Origin of the sequence: Paenibacillus baekrokdamisoli, from assembly GCF_003945345.1 — a bacterium.
Classification (GTDB): Bacteria; Bacillota; Bacilli; order Paenibacillales; family Paenibacillaceae; genus Paenibacillus_Z; species Paenibacillus_Z baekrokdamisoli.
The window spans coordinates 277,683-291,238 of sequence record NZ_AP019308.1 but is presented as its reverse complement, the minus strand read 5'-3'; the positions used below and the strand labels follow the sequence as shown (position 1 = coordinate 291,238).

General features: G+C 46.5%; 9 protein-coding genes. 4 read left to right on the top strand and 5 right to left on the bottom strand.

Features of this window, described 5'->3' with window-relative positions; all coding sequences use genetic code 11:
* Positions 1-8: 8 nt before the first annotated feature.
* Positions 9-1,457 (bottom strand): serine hydrolase domain-containing protein, encoded by a 1,449-nt coding sequence (locus tag EKN16_RS01140; protein WP_125653325.1) that lies wholly within the window; start codon positions 1,455-1,457, stop codon positions 9-11.
* A gap of 251 nt (positions 1,458-1,708) precedes the next feature.
* Here EKN16_RS01140 and EKN16_RS01135 point away from each other — a divergent pair, with 251 nt between their 5' ends.
* Both EKN16_RS01135 and EKN16_RS01130 read left to right on the top strand, forming a co-directional pair.
* Positions 1,709-2,269: a DEAD/DEAH box helicase family protein gene (locus tag EKN16_RS01135; protein ID WP_125653324.1), complete on the top strand. Its 561-nt coding sequence runs from the start codon at positions 1,709-1,711 to the stop codon at positions 2,267-2,269.
* A 471-nt stretch (positions 2,270-2,740) separates the two neighbouring features.
* A complete protein-coding gene (locus tag EKN16_RS01130) occupies positions 2,741-3,922 on the top strand; it encodes a GGDEF domain-containing protein (RefSeq protein ID WP_125653323.1) in 1,182 nt (393 codons plus the stop codon).
* Positions 3,923-4,038: 116 nt separating this feature from the next.
* On the opposite strand, the gene EKN16_RS01125 is transcribed toward EKN16_RS01130, so the two are convergent.
* Positions 4,039-4,863 carry a phytanoyl-CoA dioxygenase family protein gene (locus EKN16_RS01125; protein WP_125653322.1) on the bottom strand — a complete coding sequence of 275 codons (825 nt, stop codon included), beginning with the start codon at positions 4,861-4,863 and terminating at the stop codon, positions 4,039-4,041.
* A gap of 139 nt (positions 4,864-5,002) precedes the next feature.
* Between EKN16_RS01125 and EKN16_RS01120 the strand changes: the two genes are divergently transcribed.
* Complete coding sequence (locus EKN16_RS01120; protein WP_125653321.1) at positions 5,003-5,872, top strand: AraC family transcriptional regulator; 870 nt, start codon at positions 5,003-5,005, stop codon at positions 5,870-5,872.
* 131 nt (positions 5,873-6,003) lie between these two features.
* Positions 6,004-6,291 carry a hypothetical protein gene (locus EKN16_RS01115; RefSeq protein WP_125653320.1) on the top strand — a complete coding sequence of 96 codons (288 nt, stop codon included), beginning with the start codon at positions 6,004-6,006 and terminating at the stop codon, positions 6,289-6,291.
* A 75-nt stretch (positions 6,292-6,366) separates the two neighbouring features.
* Here EKN16_RS01115 and EKN16_RS01110 read toward each other — a convergent pair whose 3' ends face one another.
* The 3 genes from EKN16_RS01110 to EKN16_RS01100 all read right to left on the bottom strand — a co-directional run bounded on the left by EKN16_RS01110 (position 6,367) and on the right by EKN16_RS01100 (position 13,547).
* Positions 6,367-9,486 (bottom strand): alpha-mannosidase, encoded by a 3,120-nt coding sequence (locus tag EKN16_RS01110; RefSeq protein ID WP_125653319.1) that lies wholly within the window; start codon positions 9,484-9,486, stop codon positions 6,367-6,369.
* Positions 9,487-9,490: 4 nt separating this feature from the next.
* Entirely contained in the window at positions 9,491-11,794 is a 2,304-nt protein-coding gene (locus EKN16_RS01105; protein ID WP_125653318.1) for a glycoside hydrolase family 3 N-terminal domain-containing protein, read from the bottom strand.
* An 82-nt stretch (positions 11,795-11,876) separates the two neighbouring features.
* Positions 11,877-13,547, bottom strand: a complete 1,671-nt coding sequence (locus EKN16_RS01100) for a type 2 periplasmic-binding domain-containing protein (RefSeq protein WP_311546288.1) — start codon at positions 13,545-13,547, stop codon at positions 11,877-11,879.
* Between the last annotated feature and the right edge of the window lie 9 nt (positions 13,548-13,556).

Sequence of the window (13,556 nt, the reverse complement as noted above, 5' to 3'; positions counted from 1 at the left end):
CGATCGTCTTAGGACTCAAAGCTAGCCGCCCAAGCTTTATCAGGATATACATTAAATGCGCGAGAATAGACTGCATGAAGCTGGTTTCCCTCGAATCGACATTGATAAGTATCCTGATAGGCCGTTTCCAAGATTCGTAGAGAGACAACGAAGGTCGTCTCATCCTGCCATGTTCCACTTGCTACCGCACGTACAATGTCATCCTCTTGCCGCAATTGATTCTCTTGCCATACGCCAAGTCCGCACAAGATTGATTGTGTCTCCTTCTTATCCTTCCAACTCCATGTCATCACAACCTGTTCATCTTCAAAATCAAACGATATGCAGTCGAAGTCAGCGACAGATCCCTGTTCGTTTCTAACGAATCTTTTGCCGGAATAATCATCTTCCTTGATAGAGTGATCCTCGTGCCTAGGCGGTTCTATCGAAAGTGAAGAGAGCTTGTCAGCAAGCTCTTCTCTTGCTGCATCATCGCTTGGGAGCGGGCTCCTGCTGGCATCCAATGCAGGAAGAAGTACGCGCCATACCTGATCGAGTACGGCGCCGAAGTCGGTTACTGCCGCGGTTAGCGCTAATACCGCATCCTGCTCAGGCATCACCAATGCAGCTTGGCCAAATGCCCCGTCCGCTCGATATCCGCCATGCTGATTCCGCCAGAACTGATACCCATAGCCTTGCCCCCAATCACTATTAGGGTCATCACCGTTCGAAATGTGACTTTGTACCGATTCCGTGATCCATTCCTCGGATAGCAGCTGCCTGCCCTCCCATTCACCTTTGTTCAAATAGAGCTGACCAAACTTGGCAATATCCTCTGTCGTAATCGTCAGGCCCCAGCCACCTGTACTAATTCCGCTTGGACAAGTATCCCATTTGGTATCTTCGATTCCAAGAGGTTCGAATAGGCGCTGCTGCAAGTATTGATGAACTGTCTCTCCTGTCAGCTTCTGTAAGATCGCGGAGAGCATATGACTTGCCCCGCCGTTATATATAAATCTTGTACCTGGCTCTTCGTTAACAGGGAATCCCAGAAATGCCCGAACCCAATCCCTCTCTTCTCCCCTGCGGAGGTGTGGGGTTGTATCTTCCGTATGACCTGTAGCCATTGCCAGCAGATGCTTCACTCGCATGGAAGACAAGTGCTCACTTATATACGCTGGCGCTTTCTCCGGGAAGAACGACAGAACCGTATCCTCCACAGATAATCTTCCTTCGGATACAGCGAAGCCAACCGCTGCTGATGTGAAGCTCTTCGTAACGGAGTTAAGAAATCTAGGCAAATCTGGCGAATAAGGCTTCCATCCTCCCTCCGCAATTACTTTCCCATGGCGAACTAGTATGAAGCTGTGAATTTCTTGTCCAGTGCGCTCCCAAGCATGTAGGAGTGCAGTTATAACAGCAGGTGAAACACCTTGTTCTTCAGGAGTACTGCGCGGTAATTGTTGAGATTCAGACATTCCATTCCCTCCGATTCCTGTAACTCTAACGATACAAGAATAGATGATTCATAGCGGATAAACAAGCAATTTTCACTCCATTAAGAGCTCAAAACCATAATCGGTGCTTACCATCACGAAACAAATGCGAAGCGGATGGAATCGTTCTGAAGAAGCGATAGCGTTCGCCTTTGCCTGCTTACGCAATAAATGATTGCCATTTTCATGGTCTTTAGTTATAATTCTCCAAACTTCTTTTAAGGGGGATATCTATGAATTTCATTTTGATCTTTGGACCACAAGCAGTCGGTAAAATGACCGTTGGACATGAATTAGAAAAGATAACAGAATTGAAGCTTTTTCATAACCACATGACCATTGAAATGCTTTATCCTATTTTCGGTTTTGGTTCTGAATTATGGAGATTAACCGATCAATTTCGCGTAGATATATTTGAGGCAGTGTCCAAAAGCAATTTATATGGATTGATCTTCACTTATGTATGGGCATTTGATCAGCAAGCAGACTGCGATTTTATAGAGAAAATTTGTAATATTTTCGAATCAAAAGGTGGACAAGTTTACTTTGTAGAGCTAGAAGCGGATTTAGAAGAAAGACTTAAACGCAACAAAACTCCCCATAGACTTGAACATAAGCCTACCAAAAGAGATATTGAACGGTCCGAATCTGATTTAAAAAGGACCATGGAAACATACAGATTAAACTCCATAGAGGGAGAAATCACAAGGAAGAATTATATTAAAATAACGAATACAAATTTGAGATCGGAAGAAGTTGCTGCAATCATTAAAGAAAAGTTTGATTTAAAGTAGTCTCCCTCAGAACACAATGTTAGAGTCTATATGGCAGATTCATAGGAAGAGGTTGACCGACTAAATCTGGTTAACCTCTTTTTTCTGTTAGAAATCGCAATAACCACAAGGAATAATGGCTCTAAACCATAATCAGTGCTTGCAACCACTACTAACCTAGCGAAGCGGACGGAATCGTTCTGAAGAAGTGATAGCGTTCACCTTTGTCTCCTTATTTCTACCCCTAAGGGATAGAATATGGAAATAGGGAGACAACAGCGATCGTAAGAATGATCCGTCCGCGCAGCGGGCTTCTACGCACAGGGCTTCTAATTAGTATTGATCCGTTTTCCGGAATATTCATCATCATTCAAGGAATGATCTATGAACGATTAGAATAGTTTACCAAATTATTACGAGTAAAATCATTTTACAAGAGAAGTATTGATTATATAATGAGATGTAACTCTAACTATAAGATGGTGGCAGATCATGAACTTATTATTGGATATGAAAACGATATTGATCACGCTTGTGGTTGGTCATCTCTTTACCGTCATTCTAATTAGCGCGTATCGGAGTCAATATCCGAAGGATCACATAGTGAATACGTTTTTTGCTGCAAAATGTGTGCAAGCCTCTGCTTGGTTCTTCCTTGTACTTCGAGGCGGCTTGCCTGATTTTCTTACCATATCCTTATCTAACTCCCTTCTGTTCGTTGGCGCTTCGCTGGAAGCCGTCTCCCTATTAAAACTGCAGAAGGCATTTACCCTTAGAACAAAGAAGATCTATATCCTGTTGACTGTGGCCAACATTATTGGCTTTCATTTCATTATTTTCATGGATAATGTGGAGAGTCTGAGGATTGCCTTTGCCTCCATCGGCACCTCAGCTACTATTATATTCCCTGCCTACTATATGCTTAGGGAGAAGAATTTCTCCCTCCTGATGAGAATCATGGGATCTCTTTATTTTCTTGTTATTGTATCGTTAATCGGAAGAGCGATTACCGCGCTGCAATCACATAATACGATAGGTATTTTTACGCCGGGAATCTATCAGACGTTCTCCTTCCTATCTTTATATCTCGTCATGATTTTGGGTAATACGGGCTTTGTACTCTTGTCAAAGGAGAAAGCGGACCATGAACTGCTACGGGTAGCCAGCTATGACGATTTGACGGGGATTCTTAATCGCAGAACCTTTATTTTACGTGCTAAGCAATCCCTCCAAGCTTATGCCATGAAGAAAAAGCCAATATCCCTCATGCTGTTCGATATCGATCAGTTCAAGACCATCAATGATACCTATGGTCACGATGCTGGAGATCAAGTGCTTCAAGATCTTACGAATCGAATTCATAAACAGCTGGGTCCCAATGATCTCTTCGGCCGATACGGAGGCGATGAGTTCTCCATTCTGCTTCCCGGCATAGATGAGGCGGAGTCCAGTGCATACGCCGAGCGGATTAGACAGTCGCTGGATGGGGCTTCCATTGGGGAATTTCCTGTGACCTATGCGATTAGCTTGGGTGTCATTACGGTCATTCCAGATTCAAACACCCAACTAGAAACACTCTACACCTTAAGCGACAAGGCCCTTTATGCAGCTAAAAAAAATGGACGAAATTGCGTTGTCCGAAGTCAGGCGAATCAAAGTAAGGATACGGCCTAAATCTCAAGCAGCACTCTTATGGTGGTCATACAAGCGATGTGAAAGTAAAACATTCAAGCCAAACAATAAACAGGAGCCTTCCCAAACGATGAGATCGTTCGAGAAGGCTCCTTGTCTTATTTCGAATATAAAACCGGGAAAAATTCATTATTGAACTTCTGACCAAATTGCGGGCGAGGGCCGAGCAGCCGTACATTATCATGCCGAGCCCGGCCTTCTTTATAGAAGGTATTCCCAGGCATCAAATGTGCAACGACAGACAAACGAGGCTGGTCGGTATAATTCGTTGCCGAGCCATGGAATGTAAGGGCATGGTGGAAGCTTGCTTGACCCGCTTTGAGGATACAAGGCTCCTCCACCCAATCTCGCGTAGCGAAACGCTGCTTTAGCTTAGTCATGTCTTGTTCGAAGAACGTATCGCTCCCCTCCACAGCCCCCCACTTATGCGATCCAAGTATTGTCATCATGCCACCATTGCTCAAGTCAGTATCCTGAAGTGCAATCCATACTGTTACCATATTTGTTGTGCTGCTTGCGCGCCAATAGCCATAATCCTGATGCCAGCCCACATTGCCCGCTTTGGTCTCTTCCCCTGACGTACCCGGCTTATAGATGACCTGATCATGCCACAGACGAATCACATCCTCGTTAAGCAGCTCCGACGCCATTTCGCCTAAATTCGGATCGGTTACCACACTGCGCACCTCATCATTAATCCACCAACCGTTATCGAATTTACGAAGAGCGAAAGGTTGATCCGACAGCTGAAAAGCATGCAGAGGCATACCAGCACCATCATAGTCTTTTTTCCAAATACGCTCATGTGCTCCGCGAAGACGCTCAATCGTCTCGTCATCAAGTAGTTTAGGACTGATCCAATAGCCGTCTTGATCAAACCGCTCTTTGTCTGCTGCTGTAGGAATATACGGTATAACTCCCATTGTTGACACCTCACCATTTCCTCGTCAATGTTCTGCTTCATTACCAGTGTAGAGGATTCCAGCAAGTGTTGACTTCCCAAAACCTATCCAATAGGATTAGAAACATACGAGACAATTAGAAACTAAAGGGATTGTGACTATGGCCAAAATAAAGGCAGAATCGACACGCTGGGTATATGAATACCCTGCAGTAGATAAGCTCTCCAGCGTACCCGAATTAATCTTGCTGGGATACGACCGTTTCCATGAAGCTTCCCCACTGAATGATCATCAGCATGAACGATCCTATGAATTTGTATTTGTTGAAAGCGGCAAGGTCACTTGGGAGGTCGATGGTCATTTATATGCTTCTCATACCGGACAATTCTTCCACACGCGGCCTGGAGAATGGCACCGGGCACGTCTCAGCTTCATCGAGCCCTGCAGCATCTGGTGGATGATTATTGCTGATCCGGCCGAGAATCCAGGGTGGCTGAGCTTGCAAGATGAAGACCGTATTGAAATTCACAAGCAGCTGCAGCAGCTGCCTAGAGTTGTCTTCGTGAATAGTCGTGTTCGCGAGCCCTTCGCCAAGCTCAGAAGCATTATTGATAACAACGAATCGTTAGCTTCCTGCCGTGTACGTCATTATGTACTGGATATCCTCCTGCAAATGATGAATCCTTCCTCTATCCGCCAAATTCCCATGGATCTAAAAGTGGCGATGAATCAGCTAACCGCTTTGATTGAAGCAGCACCTGAAACGAGATGGTCCAATAGAGAGCTGGCCGCCGAGGTTGGCGTAAGTGAATCCCACTTCTATCGATTGTTCCACGATATACATGGGCAATCCCCTGCTAATTATATCGATCGCTTGCGGATGGATAGGGCTTGTCAGCTGCTGCGCCAAGAAGGAGCCAACGTCACAACAGTGGCGATGGATCTCGGTTATAAGACCAGTCAGCATTTTGCCACGGTGTTTAAAAAATATATTGGTCTGTCTCCTTCACAGTGGCGCGGCTTCTCTTAACGTCGAAGGATGCTGCTTGAATTCAGCTGGATTATGCAGCATGTGCGTCTATTGAGCAATAGGATTGGATGAGTAGGGACGGCTCGGAGAATAGAACATGACAAACCAGCCTCGAATACTTCCACTACACAGTGGTCGAATTCGAAGCTGGTTCATCTTTTATTATTCTTGTTAATCGAGTTGTAGAGGCCGCTCAGACAGAGCAAACATTCGCAGCCATTCGTCAAGCCAATCTCGATGTGCAAAAACGATTAATATTTACTCTCCTGATCCTGTCCAAGATGATTTGCGAATTTCTGTCGGTGTTCTACCGGTCTGTCCCGAAACAAAAGCGAAGCGGACGGAATCGTTCTGAAGAAGCGATAGCGTTCGCCTTTGTCTCCTTATTTCTACCCCTAAGGGATAGAATCAAGAAATAGGGAGACAACAGCGATCGTAAGAATGATCCGGCAGCAAAGCGGGCTTCTACGCACCATGCTTCGAATTTATCTACTTTACACGCATTTCACGCTGATGATTTGATAAGCTTTGAAATTTAGTACAATTATTCCGTCGACTACGGGTATTTCCTCCATCTCCTCCTCCAGCAGATTGACCAAATAAGCCTTAACGAAAGGCGATGATCCTCCGAGCCTCACTGTCTCCCTGCCACCGGAGGATTCATAGAATCGATAAATCGTACCTTCTCCACGCTCGGCGGCTTTTATTGTATCAAGCACAACATGTTTGCCGTTGAAATCAACAAATGATTGCTTGGAGGGAAGCGATACCGCATCCGTTCCCCCTTTAACCAAAGTCACAGGATGGTTCAGTTCAGCGGCCTTTCTGACAACATGCGCGCTGCGCCAATCCTGCTCATGAGGAAAGAGCGAGTAGGTAAACTCGTGGCTGCCTTGATCTGCCGTCAAGTCCGGCCATCTCGGCGCACGGAGAAGTGATAAGCGCATAGTACTACCTTTGACATCATAGCCATATTTGCAATCATTCAGCAGACTGACACCATAGCCTCCTTCGGATAAATCAGCCCAGCGGTGGCCGCAAACCTCATATTGGGCTTGCTCCCAACTGGTGTTGTTGTGGGTAGGCCGCTCCAGTGCCCCAAATGGAATTTCATAGGTTGCTTTAACGGTAACAATATCGTTTGGAAAGGCAACCTTCAGTAATTTATGCTCTTCGTACCAAAGTACACGAGTTTTGAAATCAACACGCTTCTGATGATGGTACAGTATGATGTCTTGGTAAATGACGGATTGATTTAACTCCCACTGAAATCTTAGTATATCTACCGTCTTCCCTTGGACGACTAGCTCTTGCCTAACTAACCTAACCTCTTCTGCTCGCTGCTCGTCAAAACGAGAATCGATATCCCAAGCATCCCAGTAAAGCGGTCTATCGTGGAACAATTGCAACTCATTAGCTATACTGCCAGGGGATAAAAGCTCGCGACCAGCGGTTTTGTCCAGCCAACGTATGATCTCTCCCTTTGCATTGAACTCCAGCTTATAAAAATCGGTTTCCCATGAATTGTTAAATTCATTCGTCCCCGTCGTCTGAACCCAAGCTTCTTCATCCTCCAAAGGTTTGAGCCAAATCGTCGTATAACCGAAGGCGGGGATTGAAGGTACAGTGATAGAGATCTTATACCTGTCAGGAACGGACTCATCTATATAATGATCACAGTTCAATTGAATACCCGCATGATTGAATGCACGGAGCTTAACAAACCCAATGTCTCCCTCTATCTCAACGACTTCATCCCGATCCCAGCCCAGACTGTTAAATACCACATAGGATATTCCGTCGCTGGTTGCGGTATCTTGAGCAACCAATGCCTGTAACGATCGTTCTAAACTTTCATTCCCTAGCTCGAATATCTGCTTGTATTCGCTTGTTGAAGTCTCATATACTTCAGGAATTGATGTCCCCGGGATAATGTCATGGAATTGGTTGCACAGAATCAGCTTCCATCCCTGCTGGAGGGCATCTCGGCTGGCATGATCCTTTTCTTTGTCCAAGTATGCAAGCGCCAGGTGATTCCATACTTCCGCCTCGCGATACAGCACTTCCGCTTTACGATTGCTGCGCTTGTTACGCGCATGCGTCGTGTAAGTTCCCCGATGAAGCTCCAAATATAGATCGCCCTGCCACTGTGGAAGCGTTTGTTCAATTGTCCCGACCTCTTCGAAGAAAGCAGCAGCCGTGCTGAACTGACTAGCTGGCAATTCGGTCATAAGCGGCGAGCGATGCACGAATTCAACCATATCACGCGTGACTCCGCCGCCGCCATCTCCATGGCCATATAGCAGCATAAGCTCATCGAGCTTGTCTTTTTGCCGATACGCCTCCCAATGCTCTTGAATTTCCTTAGGATTCGTATGCTCATTCAAGCCATGATTCAGGTACGAAATAATCGATGTCCCGTCAATACCAACCCAGTGAAACAGCTCATAAGGGAATTTATTGGTATCGTTCCAGTTCAATTTGGTCGTCATGAAATAATCGACGCCCGCAAGCTTCAATAATTGTGGAAGTGAAGCACAATAGCCGAATGTATCCGGAAGCCATTCAATGTGAGACCGTTTCCCGAATTCTTCTTGATAAAAGGTTTGACCGTAAAGCATTTGACGCACGAGAGACTCTCCGCTTGGAATATTCAAATCCGGCTCTACCCACATACCGCCAACAAGCTCCCAGCGTCCTTCGGCGATTCTTTCCTTGATTCTCTTATATAGGTCCGGATCATGCTCCTTCGCAAATGCATACAGTAAGGGCTGGCTCTGAGAATAGATAAAGTCCGGATACTCCTCCATCAGTGCCATCATTGTGGAGAACGTACGGCTAACCTTTCGGACGGTTTCCCGCACGGGCCACAACCAAGCTACATCGATATGTGATTGACCAACCATATGCATTAAGCCGTTCGAACGTTGAGTCGGCGATAAGACTTGCAATCGGTCTGTCAGCCTATCCTCCACAGAGCGAATCCATTCATGATCGGTAATACGGGTTTCGAGAAAACGGTACGTTTCATCCATTGTTTCATTCAAGATCTTCATTATTTGGGACCGTTTCAAATCCTTCTCTGGAAGCAGCAGCATCGCCTCATAAGCGATCTTGACACTATATAATAAGCTCTGAAGCGGCTTGTTCACCCGCACTAGTCGGATCTGCACACTTTGGACAGGCGGATTGATCGTCGATTGGGCATTTAACGGATCCACTGGTTCAGGTATCGGATCATAAAGCTCAATTTCAAGAAAAGGCTGACTGCCAATCTCCTCCAAATATAACGGAACAAACCAATGGTTCCTGCTCAATCCGTGATAAGACGCGCCATTCACCCTCAGCAGTCCTTCTCCTCCGCCTTCAACCGTCAGGCCAGCTGTATCGGCTGCCCAGTCTGAGGGAATCGTAATTTGCTTACTGAGAAAATAAGTAATGCCATGTCTGCCTAGCAGCCGGCCATCTGTGTGCATGCTGTCATCCGTCATTTCATATTCATACTCACCGGGTTTGATATAACGAGCGATTCTCATCTCCCATTCCCGCAAAGAAATCTCATCCAGCCATTGTTTGTTGGATAAATGCTTAATAAATCGAAGAATACGATACATGACTTCACTCCCCTTTCTGAACGTTTAAAGTCGTGCTCAGGAAGTCCTCAGCGTTTCTTCCCACCAAAATCTTGAACTCCCCTTCTTCGACGACTGATTCAAACCGCTCATTAATGAGCTGCAAATGCTCTCTGGTCACTGTAAAAGAAACCGTCCGTGTCTCACCAGGCTGCAGCATCACTTTACAGAAGCCCTTCAATTCTTTCCCTGGTCTGGTTATGGAACTCACGACATCGGTAATATAGAGCTGCACGGTTTCCGCCCCAGCAACGGCTCCCGTATTCGTAATATCAACCGTAACAATCGCTTCGTCATCCGGTGAAATCCTCTCCGGCGTAACCATCAGATTATCATAGTGAAACGACGTATAGCTGAGACCGAAGCCAAACGGATAACGGGGTTTCACATCCATCTCCAGATACCGTTTGCCTCTGCTCCGCTTCCCGTTATAGTAAACAGGGAGCTGCCCGACGTGCTTGGGCACGGAAACGGTCAATCGACCAGAAGGATTGGCATCGCCAAATAATAGTTCGGCCAAGGCGTTACCGCCTTCTTGTCCCGGGTACCAAGCCTCTACAATCGCATGGGCGTTCTCATCGATCCATGGCTCCACAATCGGACGGCCGTTCATATACACAACGATTATAGGTTTTCCCAGCTTATGAATTTGCTGCGCCAGCTCCAGCTGTACGCCAAGCAAATGAAGGTCGGTTCGGTCAATTCCTTCGCCGCATTCCATGTCACTCCAGGAATGGCCGGAGACGAGGGATGCTCCTGTCCGCAGATCGATTGTCCCTTCCCCGAAATCACGAGCACTTGAGCCGCCAAGTGCCAAGATGATAACATCCGCCTGTGCAGCAATGGTTAATGCCCGCTCGAACCCTTCCCTCGAATCCTCTTTGATTCTGCAGCCTGGGGCATACAGAACTCTATCCCGGCCTTGCTCTCCTAGAGCATTGCGGATGCCATCTAGTAAGGTAACCACTTGATGGCGAGGCTGCGGAGATGTATAATCCCCCAGCTGGTTATATATATCGTTTGCATTGGGTCCGATAACTGCGATTGTGCCAGTTTCTTTGTTTAGAGGTAGTGTGCTGTTATCATTCTTCAATAGTATGATGCCTTCGCGCGCTACTTCACGGGCGAGCTCAATATGCTCCTGACAGCCTATGATCGTCGCAGCTTGCTGCGGATCGACATAAGGGCGTTCGAATAACCCCAGCATGAACTTGATCTTGAGCACGCGCTGGACCGCATCGTTCAGTACAGTATTGGTAACGGTCTGGTTCTGCAAAGCAGACAGAAGATGCTTACCGAACATTTCACCTGACATCTCCATGTCTACTCCTGCTTTAAGTGCCATCGCCGCTGCATCCTCGCCGTCCTTCGCCACATCATGACCGTAAGCGAGCATATTTATAGCGCCACAGTCGGTGATCACAAATCCGTCAAACCCCCACTCTTCCCTAAGCAGCTGCTGTAGTAAATAGGAGTTGGACGTGCATGGGATACCATCGATTTCATTGTAAGCCGTCATTACCGACAGGGCACCAGCTTGCACCGCTTTGCGGAATGGAAGTAAATCGTTCTCATGCAGTTCACGCAGCCCGATATGAGCCGGTCCCGCATTCCGCCCTCCTTCAGAGCTTCCATATGCCGCAAAATGCTTTAATGTCGCGATTACACTGGTATCGCAGTCGAGCCGTTCTCCTTGAAGTCCTTGCACAGCTGCAATAGCCATTTCCCCAATCATGAAAGGATCTTCCCCAAAGCATTCCTCTGTCCTGCCCCAGCGAGGATCTCGGACAACATCCAGCACAGGAGAATAAGTTGCCGCACCACCCTGAGTTCGAGTCTCTGCGGCGATTGCTTTGCACATTCTCCGATAAAGCTGCACATTCCACATGCTTCCAAGCAGAATAGGAACGGGATAGACGGTTGCTCCAATCGCCATATGACCGTGCGAGCATTCCTCGCCGAATAAGATCGGAATACCAAGCCGTGAATGCTCCATCGCATAACGCTGAATTTCATTAATTGCCTGTGCTCCCTCTTCGGGTGACAATCCGTTCTCAAGGGTTACCTCTGTCCAAGGATCGGCGCGTAGCACGCCATAAAGCGATCCGACGCCACCGTTGTTCACTGCGATCGTAAAGGACTCATCAAGCAAAATAGCCCCATTTTGTTTGTGATAGCATTTCCAGCCGAATGGCTGAATCAATTGTCCGATCTTCTCTTCAACCGTCATTAAGCTCAGGAGATCCTCCGCCCTTTGCTCCGCTGACAGCGATGAATCCTTATAGCTCATTTTTCTCTCTCCTTGTTTACCGCCACAAATAGCAGAAGGAAGTACACCCAAAGGTTATACTTCCTTCTTGCCGGTTGCGCATTTATTTTTTTTGAATCGCGTTTTGATAAATTTCAATATATTTTGTGAGGTTCAAGCCATCAAAACCCTTCACGTAAGCATCCCAATCCTTATCAACGTCCTTATTGCCGATAATGAATTGAGCCATATTCGATTGCACATAGTCCTTAATAGATGTAGTTAGCTGTGCTGCCGAGTCTGTATCTTCGGGACGAATAAATACGCCCGTTGGAAACACCTCTGCCGGCGCGTACGGCTTATATTCGTTCGTCGCTTGCGCCAGGCGCGTATCATATCCGTCGCCAGCAAGCGGATCCTGTCCTGCAGCGAATAAATCACGGAACTCCTTGGACAAATCCTTCGGACCAAGCAAAGACCAACTGTCGTTTCTTACTTTGTTCGGATCCTGCTCTGGGAGGTTATAATAGCTGTACTTTGCCGGTTTACCGTCGATATTTTTCTCGTCCGCACCAGCCTTCTTCCAGCCGATGCCTTCGTTCGGTCCATATTCACTGTTTAATGCGCCTTCTTCGCTGAACGCATAGTCTGCGATTTGGATAGCGGCGATTTGCTGCGCTTCACTTGCTTTGTTGGTAATCGCAAAAGCAAAATCACTGATGCCTTGGGTTGTCCCTGCAAGCTGCACACCATTTGGCCCTTTCAGAGGCGGAACGATGACCCAATGCTGATGGCGAGTAATCTTGGCATCATAAGTATTAACAAGATAGCTGAGCAAAGCTGTAGTGATAGAGCCTACAATCTCATCGCCTTCACGATTACCAAGCTGACCGACTGCTTGATCGTTCTGTGTAAATGAAGCCGGATCGATAAGGCCGTCCTTGTACAGCTTATGCATATAAGCTAGCCCATCTTTCCACGCTGGCTTGTTGGCAGCAAAATCCACTTTGCTATCATTCAAAACTAAATATTTGTCATTATCATTATAAATAAACGAGTTCATGAGGTAAGCATCGATATTCCCGTTCCAGACGGATTTGTTCGGCGCTCCGGTCAAAGGAATTTCATCAGCTTTTCCGTTGCCGTTTGGATCCTTCTCCTTAAATGCCTTCAATACGGTATATAATTCGTCCGTAGTCGTCGGAACCTTTAAACCAACCTTGTCCAACCATTGTTTATTCATCCAGAACTTCTGGGAGTAGGTGCAATGGTAACATTCGTTCAGACGCGGAATCGCATAAATATTGCCGTCTGGCGCCGTAATAGCATCTTTAAAATACGGCTTTTTCTCCATCATCGCTTTAATATTGGGTGCATATTTATCAATAAGCTCGTTGAGTGGAACAAATACCCCTTGTTTGCTATAAGTCAGCAAATCCGTATTGCTGAATTTACCTTCGAGGAACACTTCCGGGTAGTCTCCGCTCGCTAACAGTAGCTGTCTCCGGTCGGTTAATGCGTCTGAGGGAGCAAGGTCCCATTTAATTTTTACGTTGAATTTCTTCTCAATTAGCTTCGTATAATCATTGTCCTCTAGTGGAGCTTTGCCTTGTGGTGCAAAGAAAGTCATGGTTACCGGCTCTGCCGCTTTATCCCCGCCAGCGTCGCTTGTTGTCTCTTTACCGCTGCTAGCGTCATTGCTTCCTTTATTATCGACCTTGCTGCTAGAGCAGGCGGAAAGTACCATACTGAAGATCAAAACGATAAGAAGCGTGGACCATACTGTCTTTTTCAAAATAGACTC

Excerpts from the sequence above, each read along its gene's own strand:
- EKN16_RS01140 (WP_125653325.1), bottom strand. The coding sequence starts at position 1,457 with ATGTCTGAATCTCAACAATTACCGCGCAGTACTCCTGAAGAACAAGGT.
- EKN16_RS01135 (WP_125653324.1), top strand. The coding sequence starts at position 1,709 with ATGAATTTCATTTTGATCTTTGGACCACAAGCAGTCGGTAAAATGACC.
- EKN16_RS01130 (WP_125653323.1), top strand. The coding sequence starts at position 2,741 with ATGAACTTATTATTGGATATGAAAACGATATTGATCACGCTTGTGGTT.
- EKN16_RS01125 (WP_125653322.1), bottom strand. The coding sequence starts at position 4,863 with ATGGGAGTTATACCGTATATTCCTACAGCAGCAGACAAAGAGCGGTTT.
- EKN16_RS01120 (WP_125653321.1), top strand. The coding sequence starts at position 5,003 with ATGGCCAAAATAAAGGCAGAATCGACACGCTGGGTATATGAATACCCT.
- EKN16_RS01110 (WP_125653319.1), bottom strand. The coding sequence starts at position 9,486 with ATGTATCGTATTCTTCGATTTATTAAGCATTTATCCAACAAACAATGG.
- EKN16_RS01105 (WP_125653318.1), bottom strand. The coding sequence starts at position 11,794 with ATGAGCTATAAGGATTCATCGCTGTCAGCGGAGCAAAGGGCGGAGGAT.